Consider the following 20,735-nt stretch of genomic DNA (forward strand, 5'->3'; position numbering starts at 1 on the left):
TGGGTCAGGAAAGGCCGAGTTCGTTGTCGATCAGGTCGAAGATCTGGTCGTCGGTCGCCACGTCGAGATCGACGCCCTGGTCGGGTCCGGTCACCGCAACGAGGGTCTCGGCCCACTTCGCCGTCAGCGCTTCGAGTCGCGCGGCCACCTGCACCCGTACCTTGTCGTCCGTGGATGTCCGGGCGAGGGTCTGCTCGAGCCGGTCAAGTTCGGCGAGCGCCGCCGGGACCACGGCTGTGTCCGTCGGCTGGAGCAGGTCGCGCAGGTGGTGCGCGAGCACTGTGGGAGTCGGGTGGTCGAAGACAACCGTGGCGGGGAGCCGCACACCGGTGGACTCGGCCAGGCGGTTACGCATCCGGACTGCGGTCAGCGAATCGAATCCGATGTCGTTGAAGGCCTGGTTCACCTTGATCGTTTCGTGCGCTGCGTGCCCGAGTACGTGTGCCGCGTCGCTCCGGACGAGTTCCACGAGGAGGCGGGTCTGCTCGGCCTCGCCGACCGCAGCGAGTCGTCGTGCCAGGGTCTGTCCGCTTCCGTCGGCCACGGCCCGTGCGGTCTTCCTCGGGGCTCGGACGAGTCCGCGCAGGAGCGGTGCCAGTTCTCCGGCCGCCGCCTGCTTACGGAGGACGGCGAAGTCGAGCTTCGTCGGCACCAGCAAGGCCTCTTCGGATTGCAGCGCACTGTCGAACAGCGCCAGCGCCTCGGCGGACGACAGCCCTGCCTGGCCACTGCGTGCCATACGGCCGAGTTCGACGTCGTCCAGGTGTCCGGTCATGCCGCTCGCCTCGGACCACAGGCCCCACGCCAGCGACACCGCAGGCAGACCCTGTTCCCGCCGTGTGCGTGCCAGCCCGTCCAGGAAACCGTTCGCCGCCGCGTAGTTGCCCTGACCGGCATTGCCGAGGACGCCGGCGCCGGAGGAGAACAGCACGAACGCCGACAGGTCCAGTTCACGCGTGAGTTCGTGAAGGTGCCACGCAGCATCGGCCTTCGGGCGGAAAACAGTGTCGACGCGTTCCGGAGTCAGGGACGAGAACACTCCGTCGTCGAGGACTCCGGCGGTGTGGACGACGGCGGTGAGGGGGTGCTCGGCCGGGATCCCCGCCAGCACATCGACCAACGCCTCACGGTCACCCGCATCCGCCGCAACCACCTCCACCCGCGCACCCGCAGCCGTCAGCTCCTCGACCAACTCCGCCGCACCCTCGGCCGACGGACCACGACGACTCACCAACACCACACTGCGCACACCATGCACACCCACCACATGCCGGGCCACCAACCCGCCCAACGTCCCCGTACCACCCGTGATCAACACCGACCCCGAACGATCAAGAACCCCACCGGAACCCGACGCCTTCCGAGGCACCCCGGCCCGCACCAACCTCGGCACGAACACCTCCCCCGCCCGCACCCCCACCTGCGACTCACCCGACGCCACCACACCCGACAACAACCCGGCCACACCCGCCACCGAGCCACCATCCACATCCACCAACACCACCCGACCCGGCTGCTCCAACTGCACCGACCGCACCAACCCCCACACCGCAGCCCCCGCAGGATCACCAGCCGCGGCATTCCGGGTGAGTACGACGAGGGGACGAGTGCCCGGATCCGATTGATCCGTTCGGCGCTGGATTTCAGCGAGAGCCCTGATGACCAGGTCGCGCGCTGCCTGCGTGCCCGGTGTCGGCTGCTCGGCCGTCAGATCGAGAATGTCCTCCGGCGGCAGCGTCACCGCACCCGGAGCGTGCATCACATCGACCGGGTGCCAGTCCACGCGGTAGAGCGAGTCCCGCACGGTGGTGTCCGCGCCGGCCGAGTGATCGGTACGCACGGAGCGGAGCAGGAGTGACCCGATCTCGGCGACGGGCTGGCCCGTGCCGTCCGTGAGAGTGAAGGACACACCACCCTCGCCATCAGCCGGTTTCGCATGCACACGCAAGGTTGTGGCGCCGACCGCGTGCAGAGTGACGTCGTTCCAGGCGAAGGGCAGGAGTACCTGACCCGGTTCGGCCGTCGGTGCCGCCCCGAAGTTCGCTGCTTGAAGGGCCGCATCCAGGAGTGCCGGGTGCAGCCCGTACTTGACCGCCTCGGGCACCAACGCTTCCGTCAAGGCCAGCTCCGCGAACACCTCACGGCCCCGCCGCCACGCGGCACGCACCCCCTGGAACGCCGGACCGTACGCGTATCCCTGCTCCGCCAACCCCTCGTAGAACCCCTCCACCGACACCGACTCCGCACCCTCCGGAGGCCACGACTCGAAATCGAACGCAGGTTCTTGGGCCGCCGCCGACAACAGACCGTCGACGTGCCGGTCCCACGGTGTCTCAGGACCGGAATCCTCGGGCCGGGAGTAGATGTGCAGCGGCCGGCGACCGACCTCATCCGCTCCGCCCAGTCCGACCCGGAGCTGCACCGCACCGTGCGCGGGAAGAGTGAGCGGAGACTCGATCACCAGCTCTTCGATGGTGCCGAGTCCGGCCTCCTCCCCGGCACGCAACGCCAGTTCCAGGAACGCCGCCCCCGGCAGCAGGACACTGCCGGACACCGCATGGTCGGCCAGCCAGGGCTGTGCGCGCAGGGACAGTCGGCTGGTGAACAACTCGCCACCCGAATCGGGTAGTCCGACCACCGCTCCGAGCAGCGGATGCTCCGCCGCCGTCAGCCCTGCTGACGACACGTCGCCCGCACCCTGCGGAGCCTCCAGCCAGTAGTGCTGGTGCTGGAAGGCGTACGTGGGCAACTCGACTCGAGGGGAACGCGGTTCACCGTACGCAGTCGACCAGTCGACTCGAACTCCACGGACGAACAACTCCGCGACGGACAGGAGAAGGCGGTCCAGTCCACCGTCGTCGCGGCGGAGTGTGCCGGTGACGACGTTCGGCGCCTCAAGGGTCGCGTCGAGGGTCTCCTGAACGCTGTGCGCAAGAACGGGATGCGAACTCACCTCGACGAACGCCCGGAAGCCCTCCGCAACGAGAGCCGCGGTGGCATCGGCGAACCGCACCGTCTGCCGCAGATTCCGGAACCAATATCCGCCGTCCAGCTCCGTTCCCTCCACCCAACGACCGTCCACCGACGAATACATCGGGATGGTCGCCGAACCGGGCTTCAACCCTGCAAGCACATCGGCCAACTCGGCCTCGATCAACTCGACATGGGAGGTATGGGACGCGTAGTCCACCGGCACCCGCCGAACCCGGACACCCTGTGATTCGTACTCGGAGACCAACCGGTCCAACGCCTCGGGATCACCCGCCACCACCACCGACGACGGACCGTTGACCGCGGCCAACTCCACACCGTCACCCAGCCGCACCTCCTCTGCCGGAAGAGCAACCGAAACCATCCCGCCACGGCCGGCCAGACCACCCGCGATCGCACGGCTGCGCAACACCACCACCCGGGCCGCGTCCTCCAACGACAACACACCCGCCACATGAGCAGCCGCAATCTCACCCTGCGAATGCCCCACCACCGCATCCGCCCGCACCCCGAACGACTCCCACACCCGCGCCAACGCCACCATCACCGCAAACGACACCGGCTGCACCACATCCACCCGGCCCAACGACACAGCACCCTCAACACCCCGCACCACATCCAGCACCGACCACCCACTCACCCCCGCCAACACACCACTGACCTCCGTCAACGCCCGCGCAAACACCGGCGACGAATCAAGCAGATCGCGGCCCATCCCCACCCACTGCGAACCCTGCCCCGGAAACACAAACACCGACCGACCCGACACATCCGCCACACCCGACACCACACCAGGCCCCACACCACCACCCGCCAACACCGACACACCAGCCAACGCACCACCACGACCCGCAGCCACCACCACCGCACGATGGGCAAACGTGCCGCGCGTCGTCGTCAGCGCGTGTCCGATCGCTGTGTCCGGCAGATCCTGATGCTCACGCACGAACGACTCCAGGCGTTCCGCCTGGCCCCGCAGCCCCTTCGCCGAGGCGCCGGAAATCACCCACGGCACCACGGCAGGCTCCGGATCACTCGCCTCGGGCACCACAGCCACCTCGGAAACAACCGGGGCCTGCTCCAAAATCACATGCGCGTTCGTACCGCTCACACCGAACGCCGACACACCCGCCCTGCGCGGACGGTCCACCCCCGGCCAGGACCGAGCCTCCGTCAGCAACTCCACAGACCCCGACGACCAGTCCACCTTCGACGACGGCTCATCCACATGCAGCGTCCGCGGCAACACACCATGCCGAATCGCCTGCACCATCTTGATGATCCCCGCAGCACCCGCCGCAGCCTGCGTATGACCGATGTTCGACTTCACGGAGCCCATCCACAGTGGCCACTCCTCGGGGCGGCCCTTCCCGTACGTCGCCAGAAGTGCCTGCGCCTCGATCGGATCGCCCAGCGGGGTGCCCGTGCCGTGCGCCTCGACCGCGTCGACATCTCCAGGTGACAGGCGCGCGCCGGCCAGCGCCTGGCGGATCACCCGCTCCTGCGACGGACCGTTCGGCGCAGTGAGTCCATTGGACGCACCGTCCTGATTGACGGCGGAACCCCGCACCACCGCCAGAACCTCATGCCCCAGCCGCTGCGCATCGGACAACCGCTCCACCAGCAGCATGCCGACACCTTCCGACATGCCGAATCCGTCGGCGCCCTCGGCAAATGCCTTGCTGCGGCCGTCGGTGGCGAGCCCGCGCTGCCGGCTGAAGCCGACGACTCCTTCCAGCGTCGACATGACGGATACACCGCCTGCGAGCGCGAGCGAGCATTCCCCGTTACGCAGTGCCTGCACCGCCAAGTGCAGCGCGACCAGCGACGACGAGCAGGCGGTGTCCACCGTCAGCGCGGGGCCCTCCAGTCCCAGGGTGTACGAGACGCGGCCGGAGAGGACGCTGCCCGCGTTGCCGGTCACGAGGTAGCCCTCGTCGGCCTGGCCCGCCGTTTCGCCCGTTCCGTAGTCCTGGCCGTGAGTACCGACGAACACGCCGGTGGGGGTGCCCTTCAGCGACGTCGGGTCGATGCCCGCGCGCTCGAGTACCTCCCACGACACCTCCAGCAGCAGCCGCTGCTGCGGGTCCATCGCCAGCGCCTCACGCGGGTTGATCCCGAAGAACCCGGCGTCGAAGCCTCCGACACCCTGCAGGAATCCGCCACCGCGGACGTACGTCTTCCCCGGCGCATCGGGGTCCGGATCGTAGAGACCGTCCAGGTCCCAGCCCCGGTCGGCGGGCAGGCCGGTGATGACGTCGCCGCCCGTCTCGACCAGCTGCCACAGGTCCTCCGCCGATGACAGTCCACCCGGGAAGCGGCATCCCAGTGCCACGATCGCGATCGGCTCGTCGGCCGGAGATCCCGCTGTGTGGGAGGAAGTGGCAGCGACGGTGGGACCGTGCGGCTGCTGGTCTGCGGCCTCCTCGCCGAGCAGTTCGGTGCGCAGGTGCTCGGCAAGTTCGGAGGCGGTCGGGTAGTTGAAGACCAGGGTGACGGGCAGCCGCAGGCCGGTGGCCGCGGTGAGCCGGTTGCGCAGCTCGACCGCGGTGAGCGAGTCGACTCCCAGTTCCTTGAACGCCCGTTGTGCTTCGATCGCGTCGGCCGTGGCGTGGCCGAGGACGGCCGCGGCGCCGGTGCGTACCAGATCGAGCAGCACATCGAGCTGCTCGGGCACCCCGAGCGCGGCCAGCCGCCGTTTCAGTGTCGAGGCGCTGTCGCTGCCGGCCACGGCGTCACGTCGCACCACGCGCCGCGTCGGCGCAGGCACCAGGTCGCTCAGCAGGGCGGGAATCTCCGCGCTGTCGCGTACGGCGGCCAGGTCCAGCCGGATGGGGACGAGGGCCGGACTGTCGCTCTCCAGCGCGGCGTCGAACAGGGCGAGCCCTTGCTCGGCGGAGAGCGGCCTCGTACCCGCTCGGGCCATCCTGGCCAGGTCGGTGTCGCTGAGCCGTCCGCCCATGCCGGCGGACTCCGCCCACAGTCCCCAGGCGAGGGACACGGCAGCAAGTCCCTTCGCGCGCCGGTGCACGGCCAGGGCGTCGAGGAAGGCGTTACCGGCCGCGTAGTTGCCCTGGCCCGAGCCGCCGAAGGTGGAGGAGGCCGACGAGTAGAGGACGAACGCCGTCAGGTCCAGGCCCTCGGTCAGCTCGTGCAGATGCCACGCCGCGTCCACCTTGGGCCGCAGCGCGGTGTGCCACCGCTGCGCGTCCAGCTCTCCGATCACGCGGTCGTCGACCACGCCCGCCACATGGACCACCGCGGTCAGCCGGTCGGAGACAGCGGCCACGATCCGCGCCAGAGCTTCGCGGTCCCCCACATCGGCGGCCACCGCACTCACGCGGACGCCGGATGCCGACAACTCCTCCAGTCGTTCGTCCGGCAGTCCGGACCGGGACACCAGCACAAGCTCGGCCACTTCGTGGGAGCGGACGAGGTGATCGGTGACGAGCCGGCCCAGACCGCCGGTGGCGCCCGTGACCAGCACGGTGCCTCCCGTCAGTCGCGGGCGCTCCGGCGGAGCGGGTGAGTGCGCACGCCTGAGACGGGCTACGAGCGTCTGCCCTCCGCGTACCGCCACCTGCGGTTCGTCCCGCAGCGCGCCGCCGAGTCCGGCTGCGACCGTCTCCTCGTCGAATCGTTCCACCTCAAGCAGTCCGAACCGGCCGGGATGTTCGGACTGGGCGGTGCGGACGAGGCCCCGGACCGGTTCCTGGACCAGGTCGTCGCGGCGCGTGGCGACCACCAGACGGGACGCCTGGGTCCGGGGATCGGCCAGCCACTCCTGCAGCACGCCGAGGACGTTCAGCCCGACCTCGTGCACCTGCTCAGGAATCGTCCGGTCCGCAGAGCCGTCGGGAGCCCTGAGAACCACCACGGGGGGTACGGAGGATTCGGACGCTCCGAGACCCGAGTGGAACGCCCAGAGCGGCGTGTCGGCTGTGACCGGAGGAGCGGGAACAGCGGGAACCCACGCGACCTCGTAGAGAGAGCCGCCCAGTTGAGGAGCAGAGACGCGCAGGCGCGCCGGATCGACGGGCCGCACGGTCAGCGCATCTATGTCGAGGACAGAAGCGCCTGTGTCGTCGGCGGCGCTGATCGACACCGTGTCGGGGCCCGCCGGAGCCAGGACGACACGAAGGGACCGGGCTCCGGTTGCGTGGAGCCGGACACCCGCCCAGGAGAAGGCCAGCCGGGGGCTGTCCGGGTCGGCGAAGAAGTCCGACACGGCGAGCGGGTGCAGGGCGGCGTCGAGCAGCGCGGGATGGATTCCGTAGCCGTCGGTTTCGTCGGACGTACCCGCGCCGGACTCCGGGAGCCGCAGTGCCGCGTATACGCGCCCGTCCTGTACCCAGGCCGCTTCGACGGCCCGGAACGCCGGACCGTAGTCGACGGTCAGACGGTCGTAGAAGCCGTCCAGGTCGACGGGCCGGGCGCCGGCGGGCGGCCACGACGTGAGATCTGCCTGTACGGGGGACGGCTTCGACGACGCCGTCAGGAGGCCGGTGGCGTTTTCGCTCCAGTCCTCGTCGGCGCCTGACCGGGTGTACACCCGCACCACCCGTGCGCCGGGGCCTTCCGCTTGTTCCACGGTCATCTGGAGGTCAACGCCTCCGCCGTCCGGGACGACGATCGGCGCGGAGATCGTCAACTCGTCCACGACCGGTACCCGCAGCCGCTCACCCACATGGCACAGCATGTCCAGCAGCGCCGTACCGGGCAGCAGCATCAGACCGCCTACGCGATGACCGTCCAGCCAGGGGTGCTCGCGCTGTGTCAGACGCCCTGAGAACACGCTGCGTTCGGTATCCGCCACCGTGATCGCGGCTTGCAGGAGCGGGTGGCCCGCTTCCTCCAGACCGACTGCGGCGAGGTCGCCTGCTCCGAGCGACGGTTCGAGCCAGTAGCGCTGACGCTGGAAGGCGTACGTGGGCAGCTCGACGCGGCGCGGGACCGGTTCGCCGAAGGAGGTCGACCAGTCGACGGGGATCCCTCGGACGTACAGCTCCGCCGCTGACAGCAACAGACGGTCCAGCCCGCCGTCGTCACGGCGCAGCGTCCCTGTCACGACGCTCGGCGTCCGAGCACTCGCGTCGAGGGTCTCCTGAACGCTGTGCGCAAGTACGGGATGCGAACTCACCTCGACGAACGCCCGGAAGCCCTCCGCAACGAGAGCAGCGGTGGCGTCGGCGAACCGCACCGTCTGCCGCAGATTGCGGAACCAGTAACCGCCGTCCAGCTCCGTTCCCTCCACCCAACGACCGTCCACCGACGAATACATCGGGATGGCTGCCGACCCGGGCTTCAACCCTGCAAGCACATCGGCCAACTCGGCCTCGATCAACTCGACATGGGAGGTATGGGACGCGTAGTCCACCGGCACCCGCCGAACCCGGACACCCTGTGCCTCGTACTCGGAAACCAACCGGTCCAACGCCTCGGGATCACCCGCCACCACCACCGACGACGGACCGTTCACCGCGGCCAGCTCCACACCCTCACCCAGCCGCACCTCCTCAGCCGGAAGAGCAACCGACACCATCCCGCCACGGCCGGCCAGACCACCCGCGATCGCACGGCTGCGCAACACCACCACCCGGGCCGCGTCCTCCAACGACAACACACCCGCCACATGAGCAGCCGCAATCTCACCCTGCGAATGCCCCACCACCGCATCCGCCCGCACCCCGAACGACTCCCACACCCGCGCCAACGCCACCATCACCGCGAACGACACCGGCTGCACCACATCCACCCGGCCCAACGACACAGCACCCTCAACACCCCGCACCACATCCAGCACCGACCACCCACTCACCCCGGCCAACACACCACTGATCTCCGTCAACGCCCGCGCAAACACCGACGACGAATCAAGCAGATCGCGGCCCATCCCCACCCACTGCGAACCCTGCCCCGGAAACACAAACACCGACCGGCCCGACACATCCGCCACACCCGACACCACACCAGGCCCCACACCACCACCCGCCACCACCGACACACCAGCCAACGCACCACCACGACCCGCAGCCACCACCACCGCCCGGTGCTCCAGACCCGCCCGCCCCACAGCAAGCGAATGACCCACCTCGGCAACCGTCACGTCCGAACGCCCGACGAAGGTCCGGAGCCGTTCGGCCTGGGCCCGCAGGGCATCCGCCGTGCGGGCCGACACCACCCACGGCACGGCGGCAGGCTCGGAGGCGGGTGCTGCTGTTTCCTGTGGCTCTCCGGACACGAGCGCGGGGGCCTGCTCCAGAATCACGTGAGCGTTCGTGCCGCTCACACCGAACGAGGAGACACCCGCCCTCCGCGGACGGTCCACCTCCGGCCACGGCCTGGACTTCGTCAGCAACTCCACAGACCCCGACGACCAGTCCACCTTCGACGACGGCTCATCCACATGCAGCGTCCGCGGCAACACACCATGCCGAATCGCCTGCACCATCTTGATGACACCCGCAGCACCTGCCGCAGCCTGGGCGTGCCCGATGTTCGACTTCAACGACCCCAACCACAGCGGCTGGTCCTGCGCACGGTCCTGCCCGTAGGTCGCCAGCAGAGCCTGCGCCTCGATCGGGTCACCCAGCGTCGTCCCGGTGCCGTGGCCCTCCACCGCATCGACGTCGGCGACCGACAGCTCTGCGCCCGCCAGTGCCTCGCGGATCACCCGCTCCTGCGACGGACCGTTCGGCGCTGTCAGACCGTTCGACGCACCGTCCTGGTTGACCGCCGACCCACGGACGACCGCCAGAACCTCGTGCCCCAGCCTCCGTGCGTCCGAAAGCCGTTCCAGGAGCAGCACACCGGCGCCCTCGGACCAGGCAGTGCCGTCGGCAGCCTCGGCGTAGGGCCTGCATCGGCCGTCTGCCGCCAGGGCGCGCTGCCGGGAGAACTCCACGAAGGACGTCGGCCGGGACATCACGGCCACGCCGCCGGCCAGGGCCATCGCGCAGTCGCCGTTGCGCAGCGCCTGCGCCGCCAGATGCAGCGCCACCAAGGACGACGAGCACGCCGTGTCCACGGTGACGGCAGGGCCCTCCAGACCCAGCGTGTACGCGACGCGCCCCGACGCCACACTGCCCGCGTTGCCCGTGCCCAGGTAGCCCTCGAGACCGTCGGGGACGCGGGCGAGCCCGGTGGCGTAGTCGTGGTACATCACACCGCTGTAGACGCCCACACTGCTGCCGTGCAGTGACGTGGGATCGATGCCCGCGCGCTCGAACACCTCCCACGACACCTCCAGCAGCAGCCGCTGCTGCGGATCCATCGCCAGCGCCTCACGCGGGGATATGTCGAAGAATCCCGCGTCGAAGGATCCCGCGTCGTGCAGGAAGCCGCCGTGTCTGGCGTACGACGTGCCCACGTGCTCGGGATCCGGGTCGTAGAGGCCGTCCAGGTCCCAGCCCCGGTCCGCAGGGAACGGGGAGATCGCGTCCACACCGTCGGTGACGAGTCGCCACAGGTCGTCGGGGGACGTGACTCCGCCGGGCAGCCGGCAGCCCATGCCCACGATCGCAATGGGGTCGTCGCTCGGGTCCGTGCGACGGGCGCGGACGGCGGGTGCGGCGGCGGAGGCGCGGCCGAGGTGGTGGCCGCCGAGGAGTCGCACGCGGAGGTGGCGGGCGACCGCGGCCGGGGTCGGGTGGTCGAAGGCCACGGTGACCGGGAGGTGCAGGCCGGTGGCCGAGGTGAGGCGGTTACGGAGTTCGACGGCGGTCAGTGAAGTGAATCCGAGGTCCTTGAACGGCCGGTCGGCGCGTACGGCGTCACCGGGTTCCTGTTGTATTCGGCCGACCTCGTCGCGAACGAGGTCGAGAAGGAGACGGTCCTGGTCGGCCTCGGCGAGACCGGTGATGAGCCGGCGCAGCTCCGCCGATGTCGTGTTGTCCGGTGCGGAGTTGCGTGCGGGGGCATCGATCAGACCGCGCAGGGGTGGCGCGATGGTGGCGGGGTCCAGGGTGGCGCCGCCGAGGGCCTCGTTGTCCAGACGCATCACGATGAGCGACGTCCGGTCGGCGAGGTGCGCGGCGTCGAACATCGCTGTGCTCTGCTGCTCGGTGAGGCGTCCGAGACCTGCCGGGGCGGCCCGGCCGTCCCCTTCGTACGGGCCTGTGCGCAGGGAGAGGGCGGGGAGACCGCGGGCCGCCCTGTGCTGGATGAGGGCGTCGAGGAACACGCCGGCTGCCGCTTCCTCGGCATGGTCGGACGAGCCGAGCACACCGGTGGCCGAGGAGTGGACGACGAAGGCGGACAGGTCGGTGTCCACGGTGAGTTCGTGGAGGTTGAGCGCGCCTTCCAGGGTGGATTTCAGTCCGGGGGGAACCGCGCCCGGCGTGTGGACGACGGCGTCCGGCCGGTGCCCCGGGCGGGACAGCAGGGCGGCGAGAGCGCTCCGGTCGGCGATGTCGCAGGCCGAGAGGGTCACCTCGGCGCCGTGCGCGGTCAGTTCGGCCGCGAGCGCGGCGGCTGTACGGTCCCCTGCGCCCCGCTCGCTGATGAGGAGCAGGCGGCGGACTCCGTGGCCGCCGACGAGGTGACGGGCCACGGTGGCTGCGGTCGGGCCGTCGGCGCCGGTGACGAGCACTGTCCCCCGGGGGGCGAAGGTGGCGGGCTGCTCGGGATCGGCGACCGCGGACACCCGTGAGGCCCTCGGGCGCAGGGGGACGCCCGAACGTACGACGACCTGGGGTTCTCCGGAGGCCAGCGCGTCGGCCAGGGCGGGCGACGGGTCGTCGTCCTCGATGTCCAGGTCGATGAGGACGAGGCGGCCGGGGTGCGCGGCCTGGGCGCTGCGGACGATGCCCCACAGGGGTGCCTGGATCAGGTCGGTGACGTCGTCCTCGGCCCCGACGGCGACGGCCCCTCGGGTGGCGATGACGAGGATGGAGGCGGATGTGCGGTCGTCGTCCAGCCACGCCTCCAGTTGCGCGGTGAGTGCGCGGACGGTGTCCTGTACCGCTTCGGGGAGCGGGCCCGACCTGCGGACTCCTGCTCCGCAGGACAGCACGGCCACGTCCGGGACATGGGCGTCGGCGCCGGCGGTGTCGCGCAGTGCGTCAAGCGTCGGGTACCGGCCGACGGTCTGTCCGAGCGCGCGCAGATGACCTGCGACGCCGAATGCGTCGGCGCCGATGACGGCCCAGGTGCGCGCGGGCGACTGCGGTACGGGGACGGAGGACAGGGGTATCCAGTCGAGCCGGAAGAGCTGCTCGTAGTGACTTCCGTTGGCGGCGCGCAGCCTGGCGGGCCTTTCGAGGAGCACATGGCGGGTGATCTTGCCGGATGCCGTGCGGGGAATCCGGTCGATCTCATAGAGCTCCTCCGGCACCTTGAAGTAGGAGAGCCGGTCGCGGCAGGCGGTGAGGAGTGCCTCGGGGTCGAGGCCTTCGGGACCCGGTACCAGGAAGGCCACCGGTACTTCCCCGAGGACGTCGTGGGGTTTGCCCACGACGGCGACGTCGGCGGTGCCGGGGACCGAGCGCAGCACCTCCTCGACCTCTCCGGGGTGGATGTTCTCGCCACCGCGGATGATGAGTTCCTTGATGCGGCCGGTGATCGTGAAGTAGCCGGCGCCGTCCCGCCGGGCCAGGTCGCCGGTGTGGTACCAGCCGTGCCGCAGGGCTTCTGCGGTTGCTTCCGGCTGGTTGTGGTAGCCGAGCATGACGCTCGGACCCCGGACCCAGACCTCCCCCTCCTCGCCCTCGGCGGCGTCGAGGCCCGTCTCCGGGTCGACGATGCGCACGCCCAGGCCCGGCACGGGCAGTCCGCAGGAGCCTTCGACCCGGGCGCCGGTGGGCCAGTTGATGGTGATGGAGCCGCACGTCTCGGTGCTGCCGTACGCGTCCAGCAGGGGTGCGGCGAACGCCTCCTCGAACGACCGGCGCAGCGCCGCGGTGGTAACGGCCCCGCCGACCAGGCACATGCGGAGGTCGGGGGCGTCGAAGTCTTCCTCCTTGGCGGCGCGCACCAGTTGGTGGTACATCGTGGGGACACCGGCCAGGAACGTCGAGGACTCCTCGCGCAGGGCGTCGAGTACGTCCGCCGCGGCGAAACCGTCGACGATGCGCGCGGTGGCTCCCACGGCCGTGACGCCCAGTACGCAGACGATGTGGGAGAGGCTGTGGAAGAGGGGCAGGGGCCACAGGACCCGGTCGTCGGCACTGAGTGCGGGGATGGGCGCGTAGCACGCGGCCACGGACCAGAGGCAGTTGCGCTGGGTGGACAGGACTCCCTTGGGCCTGCCCGTGGTGCCGGAGGTGTAGAGCATCCAGGCGGGGTCGTCCAGGCCGAGGTCGTCCCGGGCGGGGCTCGACGGGGTGGTCGTCGCAAGTTCCTCGAACGAGTCCGTGCCGGGGGGCACGCCCCCGTCGCCGGTGACCAGGATCCGCAGGTCGGTCCGGCTGCCCAGGAGTGTGGCCAGTTGCTCCGCGTGTGCGGGGTCCGTGATCACGGCGCGTGCGCCGCTGTCGTCGAGGAGGTACGTCAGCTCGGCTTCGGTGACTCTCGGGTTGAGGGGTACGCCGATCACACCAGCCCGGGTGAGGGCCAGGTAACTCTCCACCGTCTCCACGCTGTTGCCGAGCAGAATGGCCGCACGGTCGCCGGGGTGCAGGCGGCGTCCGGCGAGATGCCCGGCGAGGCGTCGGGTGCGCAGTTCGAGGTCGGCGTACGTCACGCTCCGCACGGAGTCGCGGAAGGCCACCTTGTCACCGAATTCACGGGCGTGTTCCGCCAGCAGTTCGGGCAGCGGTCGAATGAGCTCCGTACGCAACATTGCCTTCACATCCCTTGATAGCGTGGAACGCCTCGACAATTACGCCGCCGTACGGCAACACATGTGGCATGCCACGGGCGGCGTAGTGCAGGGCACCGCGCGGGGCGAAAATAAATGGTGGGCAAAACTCACAGAACCGCCCGGCATAATGTCGTTCGCACTCCCAGTGTTGTCTCGCGGGAGGCCGGAGATTCCCCTAACCAACCCCCTAGGGCAGCCCTTACTGCGGAGGGGGGCCGCAAACGACGTGTGGCCCCGGCACTCGGAAGTGCCGTGGCCACAGTGGGGAAGAGAATGCCTGGCGCCGCCGGATCAGGCCGCCAGGACCTGGGGGCACAGCTGCAGAAGGTCCGCGGGGGTGCGCAGGACCGCGTCCGGCCGTTCGGCGAGCAGTGCGGGCTCGTCGGTCTCGCCCCACAGGGCGGCCACCGCGGTGACCTCGGCCCCCCGGGCGCTGGCGAGGTCGGTGACGGCGTCGCCGACCATCATCGCCTCCGCGGCGGGCACATCGAGGAGGTCCAGTGCGTGCAGAACGATGTCGGGCGCCGGTTTGGCGTGCGCCACCTCGTCGGATCCGATGACGTGCTCGAACGACCCGAGCAGCCCCAGCCGGTCGAGCAGGGAGCGGGCGCGCGGACCGCTCTTGCCGGTGGCGACGGCGAGCCTCAGTCCGCGCCGGTTCAGCTCCGGCAGCAGCTCACGTACGCCGTCGAAGACGGTCACCTGGCCGGCGAGCCGGTAGCTCTCACGGACGAACGGCGCCTCCAGTTCGGTCGGCAGGCCCATGATGCGCATGATGTCGGGGAAGTACCGGCCCAGATGGCGGCTGTACTCCTCGAAGGGTGCCTGGCCGTCACCGACGACCTCGGCGTACGCGGTCAGGAAGGCCTGACGCATCACCGCGAAGCTGTCCACGATCACACCGTCGAGATCGAAGATCACCGCGCGGGGTACGGCCGCGCGCGTCGTGGGAGTGGCGGAGGGCGGATGGAGCGGGGCGGACATGGGATCTCCGTACGTTGCTCGGACGGCCTGTGGTGGAGCCGTACGTGGTCGGACGGCCTGCGGTTCGGCCGTATCCGGTCGGACCGTGCTCGGTTCGTGCCTCAGTGCGCGCCATGACCGGCCGGGAGCGGGCGGCGCTGTCCCGCGGTGCGGGCCGATGCGTAGAGCTGTTCGATGACGCCGATCGTCTGCCTGGCCTGAGCCACACCCGCTCCTCGGCTCCGGGGGTCGGTGAGCCTGTCGCGCAGGTCGTCGAGCTGGCGGGCGTACTCGGCGCCGATCGGCTCGGAGGCCAGGGGCACCTCGACGGTGACGCCGTCCCCGGTGCGGGTCAGCACGGAGCCCTGCCGATTGGGACTGAACCCGAAGGTGCAGGTCAGGGTGGCGGTACCGGCCCTTCCCTCGACGGTGATACGGGTGATGTCGCGCGCCTCGTGCGAGGCCCAGCTCGCGCGCAGCGCCACCGATACGCCCCCGTCCGTGACCAGGAAGCCCCGCGCCGTGTCCTCCACGTCTCCCACGTCGCCGGGGGCGGGGGCCGTACCGGAGGCCTCGGTGCCCTCCTCGCCGTCCCGGCGCCAGGACGCCCGGCGTGAGCCGCTGTTGACGAAGTCGTCGGACACCGTCCCGACGACCTGTTCGAAGTCCACCGGTCCGAGGAGCGATCCGACCGTGTCCAGGAGATGCCAGCCCAGGTCGACGAGTGCTCCGCCGCCCGACAGCCGCCGGCTGGTGAACCAGCCACCGGCGTCCGGTACGCCGCCGGCGCGCACCCAGGCCACGTCGATGTGCCGGATCGGGCCGAGCCCGGCGGCGAGGTCGTGCAGCGCCCGCACGTCGTTGCGGTACTTGGCCGCGCTGCCGGCGAGCAGGACGCCGCCGCCGGCCCGTTCGGCCTCGGCGAGCTGGTCCGCCTCGGCCACGCTCAGACAGACGGGCTTCTCCAGGAACACCGGGATGCCCCGGTGCAGCAGCCGGGTGGCGACCGGGGCGTGCAGGTGGTTGGGCACGGCCACGACGGCGAGGTCGGTCGTGGCCGGGTCCAGGTCCGCATCGTGGACGAGCACCCGTGGGCTGCCGTCGCCCGCGAACCGGTCGCGGATCGACCGGTCGGGTTCGACGACAGCCGTCACTTCGTACAGCGGGTGCTTGTCCAGGCGGGGCCAGAAGATCGATCTCCCTGCCCAGCCAAGTCCTACCAGGGCGACCCTGACCGGGCGTCCGCGTTCGCCGGAGGCGGTCATGCCGCGGCCAGGACGTCGGAGACGATCTCTGCGATCCGGTGGATGTTCTGCTCGGTGCCCAGCAGGGTGCGGTGGTGCAGCCAGATTCCGTCCGCGGTGAGGGCCTCGGTGTTGGGGCAGCGGCGGGCCAGCTCGTCCACCGACTCCTGCGGGGCCCCGGTCTCCCAGAATCCGTCGGACCGGTAGATCGCCCGGAAGACGACGAAAGCGGGCAGTCCACGGGCGATGAGCTCGTCGACGAGCCTGTTGCGCCGTTCCTCGGTGATGCCCGGGATGCGGAACATCGCCATGTAGTGGGGTATCCGGTCGGCGCGCTCGTCACGCCCCTGCGGCACCACGCCGGGTATCTCGGACAGCAGCCGCTTCAGCAGCGGCGACCGCTGCTCCCGCGTGGCGATCTGGCTGTCCAGGCGGCGCAGCTGGGCACGCAGGACACTGGCCGAGAACTCGTTGAGCCGGAAGTTCGAGCCCGAAGTGCGGTGGAAGTACTTGCGGTCGCTGAAGGGCCGCCCGCAGCTGTGCCGCAGGAACGCCTCCTCGTAGGACGCGTTGTCCGGGAAGGTGACCGCCCCGCCCTCCCCGGCGGTCATCAGCTTGCCGTTCTGGAAGCTGAAGGCGGCGATCGATCCCAGTTCGCCGACCTTCCGGCCGCGCCACTGCGCCCCGTGGGCGTGTGCGGCGTCCTGGACGATCGGCACGCCGCTGTCGGCCGAGAGCTTCTCCAGCGCGTCCATGTCGGCGAGGTGGCCGGCCATGTGCACCGGCATGATCGCCCTCGTGCTCTCGTTGATGGCCGCCTCGGTGGCGGCGACGTCGAGGCAGTAGGTGTCGAGGTCGACGTCGACGGGCACGGCGACTGCGCCCAGCCGCTGTGCGGCCTGGGAGGACGAGATGAAGGTGAACGCGGGCACGATGACCTCGGTCCCGGGTCCCACACCGAGCACCTGGAGCGCGAGCTCCAGTGCATGCGTTCCGTTGGTGACGGCGAGCGCCCGCTCGGCGCCGTGATAGTCGGCGAACTCCTTCTCGAACGAGTCGACCTCGCTGCCGCCCATGCGCCACCACTGGCCCTGTTCGAGCGCACGGATGAGACCTTCACGTTCTTCGGCGTCGTACTGCGGCCACTCCGGGAACTCCGGAGCCGGATACTCGATCGCGCCCATAATTCCGCTGCCTTTCTTGTCGAGGATGCGGATTTCGGCACGCTAACCCACGGAATGGCGGGCCGTCACTTCCCCTAACGACCCCCCTATATTTCTCCAGTCCCGTGTTCATTCCGTTCGTTTTGCGTGAGCCGGTAAGTGCAGCTGTTATAACGGAGACATGACCGAGCTTCTTTTGTTGAACGGACCGAATCTGGGGATACTCGGCCGCCGCGAGCCGGAGATCTACGGCACCGACACGCTCGCGGATATCGAGGAGTCCGTTGCCCGTGAAGTCGCGGGACGCGGCTGGAAGGTCGTCTCCGTGCAACGCGAGTCCGAGGGCGAACTGATCCAGGCGGTACAGGACGCGTACGACACGGTCGGGGCGATCATCAATCCTGGCGCCCTGATGATCGCCGGCTGGAGCCTGCGGGACGCCCTGGCCTCGTACCCCCGCCCGTGGATCGAGGTCCACCTGTCGAACGTGTGGGCCCGTGAGAGCTTCCGGCACGCGTCGGTGCTGGCACCGCTCGCCGACGGCGCGATCGTCGGCCTGGGCTCGGACGGCTACCGGCTGGCGGCCCAGGCCCTGCTGGCCAAGGTGCCGGCCTGAGACAGGCACTCGATCCACGGACAGAGCAATCGGGAGTCGTCATCGGGTACTTGGGAATCGACGTGGGCGGCACCAAGGTCGCCCTTCGCATAGAGGGCGACGGCGCACGGGCCGTGAGGTCGGTCTTCCGGTGGCCCCCGGCGTCGCGCTCCGCACCGCATCGGTCCGCCACGGAACGGGACCTGGCGGCCCTGGCCCGCCACGTCGGCCTGTTGCGGGCGGAATGGGGAGGGCCCGTCAAGTCCGTCGGGGTCGCCATGCCGGCGACGGTGGACGACGAGGGCCGCGTCCTCACCTGGCCGGGCCGCCCGCACTGGGCGGGACTCGGGCTGCACGAGGAACTGCGTGGCCTGATTCCTGGGGCGGCGGTCCGGTTCGCGGACGACGGGGATCTGGCGGCCCTGGCCGAGGCGGGCCGGGCCGGTTGCCGGAATCTCGTCTATCTGGGGGTGGGTACGGGCATCGGCGGCGGAGTCGTCGTGGACGGCCGGCCCCTTCCGGGACCGGGCCGGGGGTCGTGCGAGGTCGGGCACATCGTCGTGGACCGGGCGGGCCCACGCTGCGACTGCGGGCGGCACGGCTGTGTGCAGGCGCTGGCGTCCGGCCCCGCGACGCTGCGGCGGGCGGCGACGCTGCTGGGCGGGCCGGTCGACTTCGACGCCCTGCGGAACGGCTTCGCGGCCGGGGCCGGATGGGCGGTGTCCGCCGTGCAGGAGAGCGGCGAGGCCCTCGCGGTGGCCGCGGTCAGCCTGTGCGAGCTCACCCGCCCTGAACTCGTCCTGATCGGTGGTGGTTTCGCCTCCGGACTACCGGGGCTCGTCACCGTCGTCGCCGAGCACACCCGGCGGCTGGCGAGGCCGGGGGCGCCGCCCGTCCCGGTACGGGAAGCAGCACTGGGCGGACTCTCCTCGCTGTACGGAGCCGTGTCCCTGGCCCGCGGGCAATGACGGCGGGCCACCACCCTCAGCCGTCGCAGGCACGCACAACACAGTGATCTGCACTCAGGACAGACAGAGTCGGAGGAATCGTATGACCACCACACCGGCCGTGGCGTCCCGGCGCATCCATGTGCCTCTGCCCGATCGCGGGTACCTCGTCCATATCGGCCCCGGGGTGCGTCATTCGCTCGCCGAGGTCGTGGCCGGGATCGGAGCGAGGCGGGTGGCCGTGGTCACGGCCAGACCGCCGGAGTGGACGCCGGACCCGGGCGTCCCGTCCCTGGTCGTACCGGCCCGGGACGGTGAACGGGACAAGTCGTTGGCCTGGGTGGAGGAACTCTGCGCCCGTTTCGCCGAGTTCGGGCTCAGCAGGTCGGATGCCGTCGTCTCGTGCGGTGGCGGCACGACCACCGACGCGGTGGGACTCGCGGCGGCGCTCTACCACCGCGGCGTGCCGGTCATCCATCTGCCCACGTCCCTGCTGGCGCAGGTCGACGCGAGTGTCGGCGGGAAGACCGCGGTGAACCTCCCCCAGGGCAAGAACCTGGTGGGCGCCTACTGGCAGCCCAGCGCCGTGCTCTGCGACACCGACTATCTTCAGACCCTGCCGCCCCGTGAACTGACCAACGGTCTCGGCGAGATCGCCCGCTGTCACTTCATAGGTGCGGGCGATCTGCGCGGACTGCCGCTGCACGAGCAGATCGCAGCGAGCGTGGCGCTGAAGGCTTCGGTCGTCGCCGCGGACGAGCGTGACGCGGGTCCCAGACATCTCCTCAACTACGGCCATACCCTGGGTCACGCGCTGGAGCGGGCCACCGATTTCGCCCTGCGCCACGGTGAGGCGGTCGCCGTGGGCACTGTGTTCGCCGGCCGGCTGGCGGGCGCGCTCGGCCGGATCGGCACGGCGCGGGTCATGGAGCACACCGCGGTGGTCGAGGGGTACGGACTGCCGGTCCGGCTGCCTGCCGAGGTGCACACCGCCGCACTGATCTCCCTGATGCGGCTGGACAAGAAGGCCACCGACGGGCTGACGTTCGTTCTGGACGGCCCCCGGGGCGCGGAACTCGTGCGGGACGTGCCGGAGCACGTCGTGGCAGCCACTCTGGAGGCCATGCCCCGGGAACCGGGTGGCCATGCCTGACATCGGCGGAAGCACGAGACTGTTCGCCGTCCTCGGTGACCCCGTGGCGCAGGTGCAGGCACCGGCGCTGCTGAATCCGGTCTTCGAGCAACTCGGACTGGACGCGGTGCTGTTCCCCGTCCACGCGCCGGCGGACCGGCTCGGGGCGATCATCGGCGGACTTCAGCGCATCAGCAATCTGGACGGTCTGCTCATCACCGTGCCCCACAAGATGGAAGCCTGCCGCTACGCGGACGAGCTGAGCCCGGCCGCCGCGCTGGTCGGGAGTACCAACGCCATGCGGCGCGAGGCCGACGGCCGCTGGTACGGCGAGAACTTCGACGGGGTCGGCTTCGTCAACGGTCTGCGGAGCGCGGGCCACGACCCGAGCGGGAGGCGCGTGTTCCTGGCGGGTGCCGGAGGTGCGGGCACGGCCATCGCGGCGGCGCTCCTCGGCGCGGGGGCCGCCCATCTGTCGGTGTACGACCCCGACCCCGACCGGTTGTCCGCACTGGTGGCCCGTCTCGACCGCAGCGCGCCCGGCCGCACGACCGGCTCGTGTACACCACGCCTCCAGGACGCGGAGGTCGCCGTGAATGCCACACCGCTCGGTCTGGACCCCGGCGATCCGCTGCCCTTCGCACCGCGCGAGCTGGCACCCGGCGCGGTCGTCGCCGACATCGTGATGCATCCCAGGGAGACCGAGCTGCTCAGGAAGGCAGCCGCACTGGGCCTTTCCGTTCATCATGGGATCCACATGCTGGACCATCAGATCGCCCTCTACCGCTCCTTCTTCCGACTCGGTATGTGAGGACGCGGCCCCCGCGGAAAGACTGTGAACAGCCCATTAACCAACAAGGGCTGCAGGGGTGTTCTCTCCTATGCTGGGCAGCCGGGTC

General features: G+C 70.3%; 8 protein-coding genes. 4 read left to right on the forward strand and 4 right to left on the reverse strand.

What is annotated here, in order from left to right:
* Window positions 1–4: 4 nt before the first annotated feature.
* The 4 genes from OG257_RS02960 to OG257_RS02975 form a co-directional block, all read right to left on the reverse strand.
* Entirely contained in the window at window positions 5–13,771 is a 13,767-nt protein-coding gene (locus OG257_RS02960) for an SDR family NAD(P)-dependent oxidoreductase (RefSeq protein ID WP_329204462.1), read from the reverse strand.
* Between the two features lie 312 nt (window positions 13,772–14,083).
* Window positions 14,084–14,776 (reverse strand): HAD-IA family hydrolase, encoded by a 693-nt coding sequence (locus OG257_RS02965; protein ID WP_329204463.1) that lies wholly within the window; start codon window positions 14,774–14,776, stop codon window positions 14,084–14,086.
* A gap of 101 nt (window positions 14,777–14,877) precedes the next feature.
* Window positions 14,878–16,020, reverse strand: coding sequence for a Gfo/Idh/MocA family protein (locus OG257_RS02970; protein ID WP_329204464.1), 1,143 nt, complete (start codon window positions 16,018–16,020; stop codon window positions 14,878–14,880).
* Window positions 16,017–17,183, reverse strand: a complete 1,167-nt coding sequence (locus tag OG257_RS02975) for a DegT/DnrJ/EryC1/StrS family aminotransferase (protein WP_329204465.1) — start codon at window positions 17,181–17,183, stop codon at window positions 16,017–16,019. The genes OG257_RS02970 and OG257_RS02975 overlap by 4 nt, the downstream gene beginning before the upstream one ends.
* A gap of 160 nt (window positions 17,184–17,343) precedes the next feature.
* Here OG257_RS02975 and OG257_RS02980 point away from each other — a divergent pair, with 160 nt between their 5' ends.
* From OG257_RS02980 to OG257_RS02995, 4 genes are all read left to right on the forward strand, one after another.
* Complete coding sequence (locus OG257_RS02980) at window positions 17,344–17,778, forward strand: type II 3-dehydroquinate dehydratase (protein ID WP_329204466.1); 435 nt, start codon at window positions 17,344–17,346, stop codon at window positions 17,776–17,778.
* A 50-nt stretch (window positions 17,779–17,828) separates the two neighbouring features.
* Window positions 17,829–18,725, forward strand: coding sequence for an ROK family protein (locus tag OG257_RS02985; RefSeq protein ID WP_329204467.1), 897 nt, complete (start codon window positions 17,829–17,831; stop codon window positions 18,723–18,725).
* Between the two features lie 82 nt (window positions 18,726–18,807).
* The gene (locus OG257_RS02990) at window positions 18,808–19,857 is read left to right on the forward strand and encodes a 3-dehydroquinate synthase family protein (protein ID WP_329204468.1); all 1,050 of its coding nucleotides are present in this window, start codon (window positions 18,808–18,810) and stop codon (window positions 19,855–19,857) included.
* Window positions 19,850–20,647 (forward strand): shikimate dehydrogenase family protein, encoded by a 798-nt coding sequence (locus OG257_RS02995; RefSeq protein ID WP_329204469.1) that lies wholly within the window; start codon window positions 19,850–19,852, stop codon window positions 20,645–20,647. The genes OG257_RS02990 and OG257_RS02995 overlap by 8 nt, the downstream gene beginning before the upstream one ends.
* Window positions 20,648–20,735: the final 88 nt, after the last annotated feature.

Origin of the sequence: Streptomyces sp. NBC_00683 (assembly GCF_036226745.1) — a bacterium.
Lineage (GTDB): Bacteria > Actinomycetota > Actinomycetes > Streptomycetales > Streptomycetaceae > Streptomyces.